The sequence below is a fragment of the Streptosporangium sp. G11 genome, assembly GCF_051192615.1.
Taxonomy (GTDB): Bacteria; Actinomycetota; Actinomycetes; order Streptosporangiales; family Streptosporangiaceae; genus Streptosporangium.
Genome location: NZ_JBPJUQ010000003.1, coordinates 102,398 through 118,493 on the forward strand (window position 1 = coordinate 102,398; position 16,096 = coordinate 118,493).

General features: G+C 71.3%; 16 protein-coding genes. 11 read left to right on the forward strand and 5 right to left on the reverse strand.

What is annotated here, in order from left to right; genetic code table 11:
* Nucleotides 1-4: 4 nt before the first annotated feature.
* Nucleotides 5-2,089, reverse strand: a complete 2,085-nt coding sequence (locus ACSDR0_RS04175; RefSeq protein WP_435287374.1) for a thioredoxin domain-containing protein — start codon at nt 2,087-2,089, stop codon at nt 5-7.
* Between the two features lie 355 nt (nt 2,090-2,444).
* On the opposite strand from ACSDR0_RS04175, the gene ACSDR0_RS04180 reads away from it, so the two are divergent.
* The 3 genes from ACSDR0_RS04180 (at nt 2,445) to ACSDR0_RS04190 (ending at nt 5,257) form a co-directional block, all read left to right on the forward strand.
* Nucleotides 2,445-2,999 (forward strand): DUF2243 domain-containing protein, encoded by a 555-nt coding sequence (locus ACSDR0_RS04180; protein ID WP_435287375.1) that lies wholly within the window; start codon nt 2,445-2,447, stop codon nt 2,997-2,999.
* Nucleotides 2,996-3,904 (forward strand): cytochrome c oxidase assembly protein, encoded by a 909-nt coding sequence (locus tag ACSDR0_RS04185; protein WP_435287376.1) that lies wholly within the window; start codon nt 2,996-2,998, stop codon nt 3,902-3,904. The genes ACSDR0_RS04180 and ACSDR0_RS04185 overlap by 4 nt, the downstream gene beginning before the upstream one ends.
* Nucleotides 3,905-4,096: 192 nt before the next feature.
* Entirely contained in the window at nt 4,097-5,257 is a 1,161-nt protein-coding gene (locus tag ACSDR0_RS04190; protein ID WP_435287377.1) for a hypothetical protein, read from the forward strand.
* 127 nt (nt 5,258-5,384) lie between these two features.
* Here the strand turns inward: ACSDR0_RS04190 and ACSDR0_RS04195 are convergent, their stop codons facing one another.
* From ACSDR0_RS04195 to mca, 3 genes are all read right to left on the reverse strand, one after another.
* Nucleotides 5,385-5,702, reverse strand: a complete 318-nt coding sequence (locus ACSDR0_RS04195; RefSeq protein WP_435287378.1) for a GNAT family N-acetyltransferase — start codon at nt 5,700-5,702, stop codon at nt 5,385-5,387.
* Between the two features lie 147 nt (nt 5,703-5,849).
* Nucleotides 5,850-6,050 carry a hypothetical protein gene (locus tag ACSDR0_RS04200; RefSeq protein WP_435287379.1) on the reverse strand — a complete coding sequence of 67 codons (201 nt, stop codon included), beginning with the start codon at nt 6,048-6,050 and terminating at the stop codon, nt 5,850-5,852.
* 34 nt (nt 6,051-6,084) lie between these two features.
* Nucleotides 6,085-6,981, reverse strand: a complete 897-nt coding sequence (mca, locus tag ACSDR0_RS04205; protein WP_435287380.1) for a mycothiol conjugate amidase Mca — start codon at nt 6,979-6,981, stop codon at nt 6,085-6,087.
* 226 nt (nt 6,982-7,207) lie between these two features.
* Between mca and ACSDR0_RS04210 the strand changes: the two genes are divergently transcribed.
* The 3 genes from ACSDR0_RS04210 (at nt 7,208) to ACSDR0_RS04220 (ending at nt 9,715) form a co-directional block, all read left to right on the forward strand.
* Entirely contained in the window at nt 7,208-7,636 is a 429-nt protein-coding gene (locus ACSDR0_RS04210; protein ID WP_435287381.1) for a DUF4307 domain-containing protein, read from the forward strand.
* 110 nt (nt 7,637-7,746) lie between these two features.
* Nucleotides 7,747-8,247 (forward strand): transcription elongation factor GreA, encoded by a 501-nt coding sequence (greA, locus tag ACSDR0_RS04215; protein WP_344750139.1) that lies wholly within the window; start codon nt 7,747-7,749, stop codon nt 8,245-8,247.
* 199 nt (nt 8,248-8,446) lie between these two features.
* The gene (locus ACSDR0_RS04220; protein ID WP_435287382.1) at nt 8,447-9,715 is read left to right on the forward strand and encodes a C40 family peptidase; all 1,269 of its coding nucleotides are present in this window, start codon (nt 8,447-8,449) and stop codon (nt 9,713-9,715) included.
* Between the two features lie 124 nt (nt 9,716-9,839).
* On the opposite strand, the gene ACSDR0_RS04225 is transcribed toward ACSDR0_RS04220, so the two are convergent.
* A complete protein-coding gene (locus tag ACSDR0_RS04225) occupies nt 9,840-10,538 on the reverse strand; it encodes a TetR family transcriptional regulator (RefSeq protein ID WP_435287383.1) in 699 nt (232 codons plus the stop codon).
* Nucleotides 10,539-10,747: 209 nt separating this feature from the next.
* Here ACSDR0_RS04225 and ACSDR0_RS04230 point away from each other — a divergent pair, with 209 nt between their 5' ends.
* The 5 genes from ACSDR0_RS04230 to ACSDR0_RS04250 all read left to right on the forward strand — a co-directional run bounded on the left by ACSDR0_RS04230 (nt 10,748) and on the right by ACSDR0_RS04250 (nt 15,968).
* Entirely contained in the window at nt 10,748-11,275 is a 528-nt protein-coding gene (locus tag ACSDR0_RS04230; protein ID WP_435287384.1) for a hypothetical protein, read from the forward strand.
* 290 nt (nt 11,276-11,565) lie between these two features.
* On the forward strand, nt 11,566-13,365 hold the full coding sequence (locus tag ACSDR0_RS04235; RefSeq protein ID WP_435287385.1) for a phosphoenolpyruvate carboxykinase (GTP): 1,800 nt from the start codon (nt 11,566-11,568) through the stop codon (nt 13,363-13,365).
* Nucleotides 13,366-13,688: 323 nt separating this feature from the next.
* Complete coding sequence (locus ACSDR0_RS04240; protein ID WP_435287386.1) at nt 13,689-14,648, forward strand: TIGR04222 domain-containing membrane protein; 960 nt, start codon at nt 13,689-13,691, stop codon at nt 14,646-14,648.
* 137 nt (nt 14,649-14,785) lie between these two features.
* Complete coding sequence (locus tag ACSDR0_RS04245) at nt 14,786-15,601, forward strand: DUF692 domain-containing protein (protein ID WP_435287387.1); 816 nt, start codon at nt 14,786-14,788, stop codon at nt 15,599-15,601.
* On the forward strand, nt 15,594-15,968 hold the full coding sequence (locus ACSDR0_RS04250) for a hypothetical protein (RefSeq protein ID WP_435287388.1): 375 nt from the start codon (nt 15,594-15,596) through the stop codon (nt 15,966-15,968). Before ACSDR0_RS04245 ends, ACSDR0_RS04250 begins: the two co-directional genes overlap by 8 nt.
* Nucleotides 15,969-16,096: the final 128 nt, after the last annotated feature.

Below are 16,096 nucleotides of genomic sequence, written 5' to 3' on the forward strand. Positions count from 1 at the left end.
CCCTTTACGCCCCGTTCGCCAGCTCGGCTCGCAGGGTCTCGGGGGTGGTGACGGGCATCCTGCAGGTGAAGCCACGGCACACGTAGGCCGCGGGCTCGCCGCCCACCAGCCCCCGGCCGGCCAGAAGCGGGACCTCCCCGGCACCGAAGCCGAAATCAGGACCAAAATCAGGACCGGAATCGGCGCCGGGACCAGAACCGGTGGCGGAATCGGGCTCGCCGAGAGCCACGACCAGACCGGGCAGGGATGACAGCAGGGCGGTCCTGTGCAGGGCGGCCGTCGCCGGATCGCCCGCCGGGCCCACGATCGCGACCTCGATCGGGCCGGACACCGCCGCCTGGGCCGCGGCCAGCCCCCACCCGGCGAACCGCGCGTGCCTGTCGGCCAGCACGGTGACCGTGCCCAGGGCCGCCTCGGCCGCCTCGCGGTGCCTGGTCGAGCCGGTCAGCGCGGCGTACGAGAGCAGCGCGCCCGCGGCGGCGAACTGGCCGGACGGGGTGGCGTTGTCGGTCGCGTCCCGGGGACGCTGGAAGAGCCGCTCGGCGTCGTCGGCGGTGTCGTAGAAGCCGCCGGAGCCGTCGGAGAACCGCTCCAGGACGGTGCCGAGCAGCGATTCGGCCCGCTTGAACCAGCGGACCTCCCCGGTCACCCCGTACAGGGCGAGCAGGCCCTCGGCGAGGTCGCCGTAGTCTTCCAGGACTCCGGCGTTGGTCCCTGGCCTGCCGTCGCGGGAGGTGCGCAGCAGCCGGTCGCCGTCCATGTGGAGCTCGTCGACCAGCACGGCCGCCGCGCGCGCCGCCTCGACGAGGTCGGGCCGCTCGAACAGGGCGCCGGTCTCCGCGAGGGCGGCGACGGCCAGGCCGTTCCAGGCGGCCACCACCTTGTCGTCCCGGCCCGGCCGCACCCGGCCGGCCCGCGCGGCCAGCAGCGCGGAGCGTACCCGGGCGAACCGTTCGGCGTCGCCGGGATCGGGGTCGGCGAGGAGCTGCAGCACCGAGGTGCCGTGCTCGAACGTCCCGGTCACCTCGAACAGCTCGATCGCCCAGAGCCCGTCCTCCTCGCCGAGGACCTCGCGGAGCTCCTCGCGGGTCCAGGCGTAGAACTTGCCCTCCACGCCCTCGCTGTCGGCGTCCAGGGCGGAGGCGAAGCCCCCCTCGGGGGTGCGCATCTCGGCCAGCAGCCAGTCGGCCGTCTCCAGCGCCACCCGCCTGCCCAGGTCGGAGCCGGTGGAGCGCCACCAGTGCGCGTAGACCCGCAGGAGCAGGGCGTTGTCGTAGAGCATCTTCTCGAAGTGCGGAACCACCCAGTCGGCGTCCACGCTGTAGCGGGCGAACCCGCCGGCGAGCTGGTCGTAGATGCCGCCCCGGGCCATGGCCTCCAGCGTCCGCCCGGCCATGGACGTCGCCGCGTCGGCGGTCGCCCGCCGGTCCTCACCCTCCGTCCCCTCCGGGGCGGCCGCGCCGTACCTCAGCAGGAACTCCAGGGCCATCGACGGCGGGAACTTGGGCGCCCCGCCGAAACCACCGCGCACCGGGTCGAAGGTCTCGGCCAGGCTGTGCACGGCCCGGGTGAGCGTGTCCGGCGTGGGCAGCGGCCCGGACGGCAGCGCCGACCGCTCGTTCAGCGCCTCCACGATCTTCGAGCCCTGTTCCAGCACGGCCTCCCGCTCGCCGGTCCAGGTGCTCGACACCCCGGCCAGCAGCCGCTGGAACTGCTGCCTGGGGAAGTAGGTGCCGGTGTAGAAGGGGTGGCCCTCCGGGGTGGCGAAGACCGTCATCGGCCACCCGCCCTGGCCGGTCATGGCCTGGGTGGCCGCCATGTACACCGCGTCGACGTCGGGTCGCTCCTCGCGGTCGACCTTCACGTTGACGAAGTGCTCGTTCATCAGCGCGGCCGTGGCCTGGTCCTCGAAGGACTCGTGGGCCATCACATGGCACCAGTGGCACGCCGAGTAGCCGACGCTGATCAGCAGCGGCACGTTCCGCCGGGCGGCCTCGGCGAACGCCTCCTCACCCCATTCGAACCAGTCGACGGGATTGTCCGCGTGCTGCAGCAAGTAGGGGCTCGTCGCGTCCCTCAAGCGGTTCATGAAGACCCTTTCCTGCGTACGCGGTACGTGCGTTCTCCTCGCGAGGCGCGCGGAGGTCGCGTGTCGTGTTTCTGCCCGCACGATCCTTCTCACACTAAACCGGGAGGGGGATGACCCCGCGAGCGCGCGCCCCCGGGTGTCGTGCGCGGCTGTGGCCGAGATTTTAGGCCGAGGATGACATGCGCGGGTGCGTCGCTCCCCCGCGTCCGCCGATCGCTCTGGTGGGGTTGCCGGAGGACCCCCACCACATCCCGTCGGCGGGGGCGCCCCTTCTCCTCGGCGGGCGGCACGCGGCTTCGAACCGACCGGCCGTACGTGAGGCGGACGGGACCTGGCCGGGAGTGAGGGGGCCGTGATGGCGAACAGGTCGGCCAGGACGGCCGGGACTGAGCGGCTCGCAGTGCCCGGCACGGTTCTGGGCATCGGGCTGGGAGGGTTCGTCGACGGCATCCTGCTGCACCAGATCCTGCAGTGGCACCACATGCTGTCCAGCACGAACACCGACAACATCGGGGTGAGGTACTACTCGCCGGACACCGTTCCCGGGCTGCGGATGAACACGCTGTGGGACGGGCTGTTCCACGCGTTCACCTGGCTGGCGGTGCTGATCGGCCTCGGCCTGCTGTACTCGCGGGTCCTGCACTCCCGCGGCCGGGTGTGGAGATCGCGGGCGCTGTGGGGCTGGATCTTCCTCGGATGGGGGGCGTTCAACCTGGTGGAGGGCATCGTCGATCACCACGTGCTGGGCATCCACCACGTGCGGACCGGCCCGTACCAGACCTGGTGGGACCTGGGATTCCTGCTCCTGGGCGCGGCGCTGGTGGCCGGCGGGTGGCTGCTGCGGCGCGGTGCCGGCCCGGTCGACCTGTGCGGCGCGGGCGGGCGCGGGCCCGCCGCGTCGACGCCGTGATTCTCCTGGCGCACGAGGCCCACCCCGCCGACGTCGCGATGCTCTTGGCGCACGAGGCCCACCCTGCCGACGCCGTGATCGCTCTGGCGCACGAGGCCCACCGGCACGGCGGCGGGCTGGCGGAGGCACTGCCACTGGCGGCCCTGGCCGTTCTGGCCGCGGTGGGGGGCGGGTACGCGCTGCTGGCGGCGCGGCGCGGTCGCGAGCCCAGAGGCTGGAGCCGGTGGCGGACCGCGGGTTTCCTCGCGGGCGTCGCGCTGGTCGCCGCCGCCGTGACCGGGCCCGTCGCCGCGTTCGCCGAGGCGGACTTTCGCGGGCACATGCTGCAGCACCTGCTGATCGGCATGCTGGCGCCGCTGGGCCTGGTGCTGGGCGCCCCGGTGACCCTGCTGCTGCGCTCGCTGCCGCCGGTTCACGGGCGGCGCGTCGGCGCCGTGCTGCGCTGCCGGGCGGTGCACCTGTCGGCCGACCCGTGGATCGCGCTGCTGCTCAGCGTGGGCGCCATGGTGGCGCTGTACTGCACCCCGCTGTATCGGATCACCTCCGAAGGCACGCTGCCGCACCACCTGGTGCACGTGCATTTCCTGCTGGCCGGTTGCCTGTTCGCCTGGGTGATCGCCGGTCCGGATCCGGCGCCGCGGCGCCCGCCGGTACCGCTCCGGCTGGTCGTGCTGGGGGTGGCGATCGCCGTACACGCCACGCTGTCGCAGCTGATGTACGCCGGGCTCGTCGTCGACGTGCCGGTGCCGGTCGCACAGCTGCGCGGAGCCGCGGAGATCATGTACTACGGCGGAGACATCGCCGAGCTGCTGCTGGCGTTCGCGCTGGTGAGCACCTGGCGTCCCACGCGGGCCACCGCACCCCGCGGGGCGCACGCCCCGGCCACCGCGTCCGGCCTCCCCTGACCTCTCTCCCGATGCGCCCCGGCCCTCTCCTGGACACGGGCGGAGAATGGCGGCCGGCGAGACGTTCGCGCCTGTCAGGAGCGTGTCGTACGGCCTTCCCCGCGCCCAGAACGGCCCCGCCACCTCGGGTGCGGGAGGTGACACCGGGCGGGAAGGTGTGTTCACCGCGCTTCGGGCGTAGGCTCACTGGGCGTGGATCTCGACTTCGTCTGTGTGCACGCCGGAAGGGCGGCCTCCGAGCTGACCCGGCGTGATGTTGCCCGCGCGCTGCTCGCCGTGCCGTCCGGGGTGGCGCTGGTGGCGCTGCCCGATCTGAGGCGGGCGCTTCTGGCGGCGGGTAACCCGCTGTCGGTGCCCTTCTGGGACTCCGCGAAGGCGACGCTCAGCGCGATCGAATCCGGCGGCGCGACCGTGGGGGACGTACAGCGCTGGATGGAGTCCACGGGCACCGAGCCGCTCCTGCTCACCCCAAGCTTCTTCGTCTGGCCCGAGGAGGACGAGCGGGGGCCGGTCGGCGAGGAGATGTTCCGCCGGCTGGTCGCCCACCTGGAGGAACGGGTCGCCGCGGGGGAGATCGACCCGGACGCGCTCGCCCGGGGCGACGAGCAGGCCAGAGAGGCCTACGCGGACCTTCAGGAGCGCTGGCTCACCGGCCCGCTGCCCGACGGGCGGGTCCCGGGGACCGCGGTCTCCGACGAGCAGGACGAGGAGCTGTTCGCCGCCTGGGACGAGGAGGAGGCGTTCGCCCTGGGCGAGCTGCGGCGCATCCTGGCCGAGCTGCCCGACCCCGAGCGGCCCGTCAGGGAGCTGCGGGCCGCGGCCACCCGGCTGCGCGAGGTGCTGGCCAGGCCCGGCTATCCCGGCAACGTGCTGCGGGCCTGCGCCGGGTACGAGGGGGAGCCGCTGCCGGCCGACGACGAGGAGCTCTGGCTGACCGTCACGGCGGGCATCGCGGGGCCGATCTCCGACCTGCCCGAGGAGGAGGACCGGCTGGAGGTCTTCTCCGACCTCGACGGCGAGCTCAGCCACGAGGACTCGGTGCTGGCCGCCCTGTGCGCGATCCACCACGCCGACTGGCTGGCCGTGGTCGCCGCCCTGGCCAGGCGCGGCCCCGGGGTGCTGGCGTCGCCCGAGCGGATCGCCAGGCTCATCGCCGAGTCGGAGGACATCGACGTCGATCTGGACGAGCCGGAGGACCTGGAGGCGGCCGAGACGCTCTTCAGCTCGGTCACCCCGCTCTGGGCGTGTCTCGGGATCGTCGACAGGACCGAGGTGCTCACCACGCTGGGCCGGTGGGGGCTGCCCAAGGCGCTGGAGCGCGCCTGGTCCTCGACGGACGCCCTGGGTGACTGACGGGCGTTCTCGTACGGCTCAGGGGAGCGGGTGAGCGTCCCGTGCGACTTGGAGGAGCCGATGAGCCTCGCCCGTCCGGTGACCGGCGGGCGGGGTCCTCGCGCGGCTCACGGAGGGAGCGGCGAGGTCAGGTCTCCTCGTCGAGGAGGTCGACGTAACCCTCGGGCACCAGATCCCGGTACTCGTGGTGGCGCCGGATGTAGCGGGCGACGAACGGGCAGAGCGGCACGACCGACCGGCCGGACGAGCGGCTCGCGTCGAGGGCCGCGGAGACCAGCCTGCCGCCCAGGCCCTTGCCCTCGTACTCGGGGAGGATCTCGGTGTGGGTGAAGATGACCTTCCCGGCGCGCAGGCGGTATTCGGCGAACCCGGCGACCTCGCCGTCCAGCAGGATCTCGAAGCGGGAGGCTCCGGGGTTGTCGGAGACCTCGATGTCGTCGGCCATGCTCGTCCTCGCTTGTTCTCCGGGGGCTCGGCTCGGCCGGTCCCGCTCTTCCGCGTGTACGCGTGGTGGCCGGTCAGGGCCGTGGATCTTGGAAAACGGGCGACCGCCACCCCGGGCCGGCCGGGGAAGCGCGCCGGGCCGGCGGGGTCAGGGAGCGGTCGGCGTCGTCGTGCCGGTGGTGCCGTTCCGCTCCCTCAGCTCGGCCTCGGAGGGCACCTCGATCCTGGAGATCTGCTTTCTCATCGATTTGACCAGCAGGTAGAGGGCGAGACCGAGGCCGGCCACGACGAGGAAGCCCAGGAGGCCCGGGCTGACGTCACCCTTGGTGACGGTGTCAAATGCAATCACATGTCAAGTTTGCCACCGCCACCCCATGGTCGTGTCAGTGGCAGGCGTGCGAGATCGTGTCGGCCGGGACCTCCGTGTGGACGCCCGTGAACAGGTCGTCCTCGGGAAGCTCGACGTCCACGAGCGATCGAGCCAGGTGGTAGTCCTCGGTCGGCCAGATCTCGCGCTGCAGGTCGCGCGGGCAGACGAACCAGAATCCGTCCGGGTCGACCTGGGTGGCGTGCGCCAGCAGCGCCTCGTCGCGGAGCTCGAAGTAGTCGCCGCAGGGGATGCGGGTGGTCACCGGCCACTTCTGCGGGCGGTCCTCCCAGCGGGAGATCCACTCGGCGTACGGGGAGCCGATGCCCTTGGCGTTCATCGCCTCGTGCAGCGCCTCGAACCGGTCCTTGGTGAAACCCATGTGGTAGTAGAGCTTCAGGGGCTGCCAGGGCTCGCCGGTGCCCGGGTAGCGGTCGGGGTCGCCGGCCGCCTCGAATGCCTCGACCGAGACGCGGTTGGTCATGATGTGGTCGGGGTGCGGGTAGCCGCCGTCGTCGTCGTAGGTCAGGATCACGTGCGGCCTGAACTCGCGGACGGCCGCCACCAGCGGCTCCGAGGCGATCTCCAGCGGCTGCAGGGCGAAGCAGCCCTCGGGCAGCGGCTCGCTCTCGTCCTCGGGCAGGCCGGAGTCGACGAATCCCATGAAGCGCTGCCGCACGCCGAGGATCTCGCGGGCGCGCTCCATCTCCAGACGGCGGACCTCACCGATGTTCTCAAGGATCTCCGGGCGATCCATCTTGGGGTTCAGGATCGACCCTCGCTCGCCTCCGGTGAGCGTACAGACCAGCACATCCACGCCCTCGGCCACGTAGCGCGCCATGGTGGCGGCGCCCTTGCTCGACTCGTCGTCGGGATGCGCGTGAACGGCCATCAGCCTGAGCGGTGCACTCACGGGCTCGGTGTCTCCTTATGTCGGTCGCGCTTCGGATCGTCGTCGGTCGCCTCGCGGACGGCCCGCCTGGCCGTATGTTCCGCTCCGCTCGACGTGGTGCCCCGCGCGCCCTCGGCTTACGTCACTCTAGGGAGAGGTTAGTTTCTCTTGGGCGGTCGCGAGGGCGAGGCCCCCGCAGGGGACAATTGTCTCGGATAACACCGAGGTAGTGCAGGGAGATTCCGTCATGGCCACCAGCGAAGCCGAGAAGGGCCGTCAGGACGGTCCCGTTCTCGGCACCCCGGGCGATTTTCCCGACCGCCCGGAGGTCAGGGGGCGCTTCGTCGTGCACGTCGTGATCGCGATCCTCTGCGCCGTGTGCGCCGGGGGGTGGGGATACGTGATGTGGGCGGCCAAGGGCAACACGGAGGTCATCGACCAGGTCATCGCGTTCGATGCCACCCGCGGCGATTCTCTGCAGATCACCTTCGAAGTGGTCAAGCCATCCGACCGAGCGGCGCTCTGCCGCCTGCGGGCCACCGACGTCCACCACGTCGAGGTCGGTAGCAAGGAGGTCAATATTCCGGCTGGTGAGGGGTATGTTCGGCTTACCGAACGGCTAGAGACCAGTGCTCCAGCCACTTCCGGCCATGTCCAGTACTGCTATCTCGTATAGTGAGACATTTGGGGAGGCGGTCGAGGGGTTAACTTGTTAGCCTTTCGAGATTCGTCCGACCGCAACCCCAAGCACCAAGCACGAAGCCCCCGAGGAAGCAAGGAGAACCCGTGGCCGACTCCCACAGCGAGAGCGTCACCTGGCTCACTCAGGAGGCGTACGACCGCCTGAAGGCTGAGTTTGAGCACCTCTCGGGGCCCGGGCGTGTCGACATCGCCAAGAAGATCGAGGCAGCACGCGAAGAGGGCGACCTGAAGGAGAACGGCGGCTACCACGCCGCCAAGGACGAGCAGGGCAAGATGGAGGCCCGCATCTTCCATCTCCGCCAGATCCTGGACAGTGCCAAGGTCGGCGAGGCGCCCCGCACCGAGGGCGTGGTCGGTCCCGGAATGACCGTCACCGTCCGCTTCGAGGGCGATGACGAGGAGGTCGCCTTCCTGCTGGCCTCACGTGAGGAGAGCGGCGCCCCGATCGACGTCTACTCGCCCAAGTCGCCGCTCGGCGCGGCGATCAACGGCAAGAAGATCGGCGAGAAGGCGACCTACACGATGCCGAACGGCCGTTCCAACACGGTCGAGATCCTTGAGGCCGTGCCGTACATCGGCAACTGACCTCCCCATACTCCGATCGATTCGCTGATCCGCCGGGACGGGCGTCCCGGCGGATTGCCGTGTGTCGGAGGATTTGGCGGGATTTCGCTAGTCTTGCGGCCGTATTGCAGATAGGGCGCTTTTCAGTGGGTTCGCGTGCATCGGGGGGCCGTCTACGGCACCCTCGTAGGGCTGGAGTCCGTGAAGAAGGGGAGATCTCGTGTTCGATCGTCGGCCACGTGTCTCCGACCTGATCCGGGAGGCCCGGCAGGACCTCGCCTACAGCCCCCGTCTCCGCTACAGCCACCGCACCGCCCGCCTGATGAGGCGGGCCGTCCCGGTCCTGGCCGTCCTGCTCGTCTGCGTGCTGGCCACCGGCCTGATGATCTTCACCCAGATGCCGGAGGCCGATCCGGAGACGGTCACGATGCGCAAGTCCGTCGCCACCGTGCCGACCCAGGTGGCGAAGCCCGCCCAGAGCGGGCCGGGCCAGGGCGTGCCCGAACCGGTGGCGCCGCTCACCTCGATGCGGCAGCCGCACCTGTTCGTCGTCGCCAACAGGCCGCTCAGCGCGACCGTGGTCGCCAGGATCGCCCAGCTCTCCGGGGTGCGGGCGGTGGAGCGCGCCGACGCCGCGGAGGTGGTCCTGGACGGCAAGCCGGTGCAGACGCTCGGGGTGAACCCCTCGACGTTCCGCGCCTACACCCCCAAGCCGACCGCGCGCTCCGACAGGCTCTGGCGGAACGTCTCGGCGGGGGAGGTCGCCGTCTCCTTCGTCCTGGGCAACGACGGGGGCATGCCGCTGGGCAAGACCTTCACCACCGCCGGGCGCAACCTGCGCGTCGGCGCCTACGCCACGATGGGCATGGGCGCCATCGACGCCGTGGTCTCCCGGCCGACCGCCCGCGCGCTGGGCATCCCGGAGAACAACGCGCTCGTGGTGAGCGCGCCGAAGACCGACTCCGCGAGGCTGCGCCTCACCCTCCTGCGAGCCCTGCCCAAGGGGGCGCAGGTCGCGGTGATCAACCCGGTGCTGACGGCCCCCACCAAGACCATCGGCGAGACCACGACCTGGTCCGCGAGCTCCTTCATGAGCGCCGCCCAGGTCACGACCGCGCTCACCGCCGCGATCGGCAAGCTCGGCCGCCCGTACGTGTGGGGCGCCGAGGGCCCGGACAGCTTCGACTGCTCGGGTCTGGTCCAGTGGGCGTACCAGCAGGCGGGGATCAAGGTGCCCCGGGTGACGCACCAGCAGTTCGTCTCCGGCCCCCAGATCCCGCTCTCCCAGGCGCAGCCCGGTGACCTGCTGTTCTGGCGGCACGACCCCACCAACCCCGGCTACGTCTCGCACGTGGCCATTTACTGGGGAGACGGCAAGATGCTGCACGCCCCCAGGACCGGCGACGTGGTCAAGCTCGTCCCCGTCAGCACCCGCAACTTCGCCGGGGCCGTGCGGATCAGCCCGGGGGTCGCCGCCCGGGTCCGCTAGCCCGCGCTCGTTCCTCCCGGGGTCGCACGTGTTCCGGCGGGCTTACGGGACGCCGGGGTCGTACGTGTCCCGGCGGGCTCGTGGGGGGTTTCGCGGGGTTTTTACGGTGTCCCGCCGAGCGTTTTTACGGTGTCCCGCCGAGCGGGAGGCCCGCGGCGAGCTGGGTCAGGGCGGCGTCGAGGAGGTCGGGCAGGTTCTCCGAGGGGTTCGCGGCCCAGCGGCCGACGGCGGGGAGCATGGCGCCGATCACCGCGGCGGCGAAGGTCTCCACGGCGAGGTCGCGAGGGTCGCGGCCGGTGCGGGAGGCGAGCTCCGCGCACATCGCCGTGTGCGTTCCGGCGGCGGCCTGGAGCTGCCTGGCCCGCAGCGCGGGCACGGAGAGGACGAGCCGGGCCCTGGCGGAGGCCCGCGCGAGGTCGCCGGGGTCGAAACCCTCGAACGCGGCTCGTACGGCCTGCCGGAACGCGTCGACGGGTGGTGCGTCCGGGGCGATCCCGCGGAGGGCGGAGACGATCAGCGAGTCGTACTCACTTCGCACGACCACGTCCTCCTTGGAGGGGAAGTAGCGGAAGAACGTGCTCGGTGACACCTCCGCGGCCTCGGCGATCTGCTCGACGGTCGTCGCCTCGTAGCCCTGTTCCGCGAACAGGCGCAGCGCGTGCTCCTGGATCGTCCATCGGGTCTTCGCCTTCTTGCGCTCGCGCAGCCCTTCGGGGCGGGGTCCTTCGAGAGGCAGCCCCTCGGGACGCGGTCCTTCGAACGGCAGCCCTTCGGGACGCGGTCCTTCCGCGGGGAGGCCTTCGGGACGCGGCGGTGAGCTCATGCGCTGATTCTCGCGTCTGGGAGGCCCCGCCGACACCGTTGTGGGCGCGGACGTCCTTCCCGGGGGAGGCCCGGTCGAGATCGCCCTCGTCGTGAACGCGGAGCGGTTGAAGTCGTCGTCGCGGACATGCCCCCGGCTTGCCGGGAGGCTCTCGCCCGGTCCCGGCGCCGTACTGTCCCCGTCCGACGAAGCGATGTAATCTAAATTACATGGAAAATGATGAAGCAGTGGAGAAGTTGCGCGGCTGGTTCTCGGGAAGGCTGCCCGAGGAGTGGTTCGAAGGCGGCGTCGACATCGTGCTCGACCGCGAGGAGATCGCGGTGGTCGGCAGGCTCCGCCCTCCCGCGCTCGGCGACGACGTCTCCGAGGTGGAGCGCTCCGCCGCCATGGAGGGCGGCATCCTGCGCTTCCGCGAGGAGAGCAGGGAGCGGCGCGTCGAGATCGCTCTGGAGGCCGAGCACCGCTTCCGCAGGAAGGTCTCCTGGGGGGTCGCTGTCGGCGACGAGACAGTGATGTTCACCACACTCTCGGTGCCCGTCATGACCCGGCTCAAGCAGTCGGAGCGTCAGGTGCTCGACACCCTCGTCGCCGCCGGGGTGGCCCGCAGCCGCAGTGACGCGCTCGCCTGGTGCGTGCGCCTGGTGGGCAACCACACCGACACCTGGCTGGCGGATTTGAGGGACGCGCTCCAGCACGTCGACCGCGTCAGGGCCGCGGGTCCGGGCATGAATTCCTGATCCTGGGCAGCGGAAATGGTCAATGAATTGGTCTGAACCTGTTCGCAAATTGGTTTAGACCTCTCTCATTGGCCTATACCACTGCTGGAACGGCTTTTTTAGATTTACTTCTTTTGGGTAGGGGTTTCAAAACCTTACGTCTCCTGCCAGGCCATACGCCGTCGGAGACGTCGGGGGTGGAGCGTCATGACGCGTGATCGCATGAATTCAGTGGTCTATGCCAATTGGATTGAGCGCGGTTCGGTCGTCAATGATGTTTTGGCCCCGAGAAGTGTAAAGGAGCCCCAGCAGTGTCCGTTACCGTAGATGTCACCGCCGTCAGCCCGACCAGCCACGAAGAGCTCGCCGGGTGGGTCAAGGAGATCGCCGACCTGACTCAGCCGGACCGGATCGAATGGTGCGACGGCTCCGAGGCCGAATGGACCCGCCTGACGAACCTGCTGGTCGAGCAGGGCACGTTCACGCGCCTGGCCAAGCGGCAGAACAGTTTCCACGCCGCCTCCGACCCCAGCGACGTCGCCAGGGTCGAGGACAGGACCTACATCTGTTCCGAGCGGCAGGAGGACGCGGGTCCGACCAACAACTGGATCGCCCCCGCCGAGATGCGCCGTACCTTCGGCGAGATCTTCAAGGGCAGCATGCGCGGCCGGACGATGTACGTGGTGCCGTTCTGCATGGGCCCCCTGGGAGGTGAGATCTCCCAGCTCGGCGTGGAGATCACCGACTCGCCGTACGTCGTCGTGTCCATGCGCGTCATGACCCGCATGGGCGAGGACGCCCTGCGGCTCATCGAGGAGCGCGGCGGCTACGTCAAGGCCGTCCACTCGGTCGGTGCCCCGCTGGAGCCCGGCCAGAAGGACGTGCCGTGGCCGTGCAACCCCACCAAGTACATCAGCCACTTCCCCGAGACCCGCGAGATCTGGTCCTACGGCTCCGGGTACGGCGGCAACGCCCTGCTCGGCAAGAAGTGCTACGCCCTGCGCATCGCCAGCACGATGGCCCGCGACGAGGGCTGGCTGGCCGAGCACATGCTCATCCTCAAGATCACCCCGCCCGCCGGGGAGACGCGCTACGTCGCGGCGGCCTTCCCGAGCGCCTGCGGGAAGACGAACCTCGCCATGCTCCAGCCGACCCTCCCCGGATGGAAGGTCGAGACGATCGGCGACGACATCGCCTGGATGCGCTTCGGCGACGACGGGCGGCTGCGCGCGATCAACCCCGAGGCGGGTTTCTTCGGCGTCGCCCCCGGCACCGGCGAATCCACCAACGCCAACGCGGTCAAGACGCTCTGGGGCAACAGCATCTTCACCAACGTCGCCCTCACCGACGACGGCGACGTGTGGTGGGAGGGGCTCACCGACCGGCCCCCGGCGCACCTGACCGACTGGAAGGGCCGTGACTGGACGCCGGACTCCGGCGAGCCCGCCGCCCACCCCAACGCCCGCTTCACGGTCCCGGCCGCGCAGTGCCCGACGATCGCTCCCGAGTGGCAGGACCCGAAGGGCGTGCCGATCTCCGCCATCCTGTTCGGCGGGCGCCGCGCCAGCGCGGTGCCGCTGGTGACGGAGTCGTTGAGCTGGCGGCACGGCGTCTTCGTGGGGGCCAACATCGCCTCGGAGAAGACCGCCGCCGCCGAGGGCAAGGTCGGCGAGCTGCGCCGCGACCCGTTCGCGATGCTGCCCTTCTGCGGCTACAACATGGGCGACTACTTCGCTCACTGGCTCAGGATCGGCCGGCGGGAGAACGCCGAACTGCCGCGCGTCTACTACGTGAACTGGTTCCGCAAGGACGACGAGGGCCGGTTCATCTGGCCCGGCTTCGGTGAGAACACCCGCGTGCTCAAGTGGATCGTCGAGCGCCTCAACGGCCAGGCGGAGGCGGTAAGGACTCCCATCGGCCTGCTCCCCGCCAAGCTCGACACCGAGGGCCTCGACGTCTCCGACGAGGACATGCGGACGCTGCTGAGCGTCGACAAGGAGATCTGGAGGCAGGAGGCGTCGCTGATGCCCGACTTCTTCAGGACCTTCGGCGACCGCCTGCCCGGGGAGCTCTGGGAGGAGCACGAAGCCCTCGTCGCGCGTCTGGGCTGAGGTGCCGCCGGGCTGAGCGGGGGCACGGGCGCCCGGCCGGGCCGCGCGGGTCCCGGGCCGCGTCCGCCCGCGCCGAGCACCCGGGCGGGCTGCCCGCGCCCGTGCTCTTCGCCCCCGCCAGGCCATCCGGGGGAGGGGGGACGGCGCGGCCGGGGTCACCGATTCCGGCCGCGCCGGGGCCTGTGACCCGCATTTCGCCTGGTGACCGACATCTCACCGAGTCGCCGTCGAAGTCAGGCGAAACTTCTGCCAGGCTGTGCGCGTCTACCTGGGTACGCGGGACGTCGCTCCCGCGGCCCACCTTTCCCCCCGAGGAGGCGGACATGGAGTTCTCGCTGTTCGTCATCGCCTGCGTCGTCGGCCTGGTCATCCTCTCCACGGCCTTCGCGTTGAGCCGTGAACACCGCAGGGTTCGCTCGGCCATGATCGGCCACTACGGCGGCCCGCCGAACCCGTACGAGCTCGCCTATCTCTCCGGGGGGCCGCGCCGCGTGATCAACACCGCGCTCGGCCTGCTGGCCAGGGCCGGGGCGATCCGGATCTCGCGAGGCGGCCAGGCCAGCCTGGTCGCCGGGGCCCAGCCGTCTCCCGACCCGATCGAGTACGCCGTCATGGAGACGCTCCACCTGCGCGGAGGCTCGGCCCCCGTGGGCGAGGTCCGCCGCGCGGTGGCCGAGGGGCAGAGCGTCGACGGCCTGCGCTACCGGCTGCTGGGGCTCGGCCTGCTCGTGCCCGAGGGCGCGCTCGACCACGCGCAGGCGCTGCTGAGCCGGCTCCAGGTCACCTCGATCATCGAGATGATCTTCGTGGCGGGCATCCTGCTCGCCGGAGCCACCGGGGGATGGGGCACCTTCGCGCTGCTGGTGGGCCTGGTCTCGGTGATCGGCGGTTTCTCCGTCCACACGCGGCAGAAGCGGGCCCTGCGCGACGTTCTAAGCCACGCCGGCCACCAGATGCTCGCCTCCGCCCGCGGAACCTACGCGCGGGGCGCCCGTCCACTCACCCCCGATCTGGCCTTCGCCGTCGGCATTCCCGTCGCCCTGTACGGCCTGAGCGAGCTCAACGAGCCCGGCCTGGAGGAGGAGCTCCAGCGCCAGAACACGACCGGTTCGGGCAACTGCGCCACGGGCGCCTGTGGCGGCGGTTCCCTCGGCGGTGGCGGCGACTTCGGCTCCGGTGGCTGGGACGGCTCCGGCGGGTCGGGTGACTCCGGCGGATCGAGTGACGGTGGTGGCGGATCCAGCTGCGGAGGAGGGTGCGGCGGTGGCGGTTGCGGCGGGTGAGCGGCACCAGGCCACGGCGGTGACGGCGGTGACGGTGGCCGGAGCCGTCCGAGCCGCTGAGGACGCCGAAGACACCGAAGACACCGAAGACGCGGTGGTGGCCGGGCGGCCGGCGGGTCCGGACGGGGGTGCCTCCGATGGCGGCTGAGCCTCCGGCGCTGGGCGTGGGCATCGGCTGGCGGCCGGAGATCGACCTGACCGTGGAGCGGCTGCCCGGGGTCGACTTCGTCGAGGTCATCGCCGAGAACGTCACCCCCGCCCGGCTCCCCGAGTCGCTGCGCGTGCTCCGCGCCCGCGGGGTTCCGGTCATCCCGCACGGTGTCGGGCTGGGCATCGGCGGCGCCGAGCCCCCCGATCCGCGGCGGCTGGCCCACCTGGCCGACTGCGCCCTCGCCCTGGACGCGCCGCTGGTCAGCGAGCACCTCGCCTTCGTGCGGGCGGGCGGGATGGAGGCCGGACACCTGCTTCCCGTCCCGCGCACCCGGGCCGCGCTCTCCGTCGTCGCCGAGAACGTGCGGCGGGCGCAGGAGGCGCTTCCCGTACCGCTGGCCCTGGAGAACGTCGCGGCCCTCTTCGGCTGGCCGGAGGACGAGATGACCGAGGCCGCCTTCCTCGGCGAGCTGGTGGAGATGACCGGCGTCGGGCTCCTGATCGACGTGGCGAACCTCTACACGAACCAGGTCAACCTGGGCCTGTCGGCCACCGCCGCGCTGGACGGCCTTCCGCTGTCCGAGCTGGCCTACGTTCACGTCGCCGGGGGCCACTCCCACCAGGGGGTATGGCACGACACCCACACCGCCCACGTCCCGCAGGACGTGCTGGACATCCTCTCCGAGCTGTGCGCCCGGGTCGATCCGCCCGGTGTACTGCTCGAATGGGACGACGACTACCCCAGTGACGGCGCCCTGGAGGGGGAGCTCGGCCGGATCCGCGACGCGATGGCCCGTGTCTGACGACGCGGCACGTGAGGAGCTGGCCAGGGCCCAGGCGGCCCTGGTGGCGGCCCTGGTGGCCGGGAAGGAGGCGCCGAGCGGGTTCGACCGCGAGCGGCTGCGGATCCAGGAGTCGAGCCTGATCTCCAAGCGGCGCAGGACGGTGGCCAGGCTGCGGCCCGACCTGGCCGTGCTGCTCGGCGACGGCTTCGCCGGTGAGTTCGACGCGTACGCCCGAGGCCGCCCCAAGCCGCAGGGCGGCTCCCACGCCGACGCCCGTGACTTCGCCGACCGCCTCCGCGCGGCGGGACGGCTGCCGGAGGAACCCGTGGCCCCCGAGCCCGCTCCCGCGCGCCGCCGATGGTCGCTCTTCGGCAGGCGCCGCTGAACCGGGTGCGCCGAATCCGGCATGCTGATCGGGGCGCGCCGGACCGGGTGTGCCGCGTCAGGCGTGCCGGGGGCCGGGGGCCGGGGGTCGGGAGTCGGGCGTGCCGAGGCAGGTGCCGCTGAAACTTT

Excerpts from the sequence above, each read along its gene's own strand:
- ACSDR0_RS04225 (WP_435287383.1), bottom strand. The coding sequence starts at position 10,538 with ATGAGCTCACCGCCGCGTCCCGAAGGCCTCCCCGCGGAAGGACCGCGT.
- ACSDR0_RS04180 (WP_435287375.1), top strand. The coding sequence starts at position 2,445 with ATGGCGAACAGGTCGGCCAGGACGGCCGGGACTGAGCGGCTCGCAGTG.
- ACSDR0_RS04245 (WP_435287387.1), top strand. The coding sequence starts at position 14,786 with ATGGCGGCTGAGCCTCCGGCGCTGGGCGTGGGCATCGGCTGGCGGCCG.
- ACSDR0_RS04210 (WP_435287381.1), top strand. The coding sequence starts at position 7,208 with ATGGCCACCAGCGAAGCCGAGAAGGGCCGTCAGGACGGTCCCGTTCTC.
- ACSDR0_RS04240 (WP_435287386.1), top strand. The coding sequence starts at position 13,689 with ATGGAGTTCTCGCTGTTCGTCATCGCCTGCGTCGTCGGCCTGGTCATC.
- ACSDR0_RS04230 (WP_435287384.1), top strand. The coding sequence starts at position 10,748 with ATGGAAAATGATGAAGCAGTGGAGAAGTTGCGCGGCTGGTTCTCGGGA.
- ACSDR0_RS04195 (WP_435287378.1), bottom strand. The coding sequence starts at position 5,702 with ATGGCCGACGACATCGAGGTCTCCGACAACCCCGGAGCCTCCCGCTTC.
- ACSDR0_RS04175 (WP_435287374.1), bottom strand. The coding sequence starts at position 2,089 with ATGAACCGCTTGAGGGACGCGACGAGCCCCTACTTGCTGCAGCACGCG.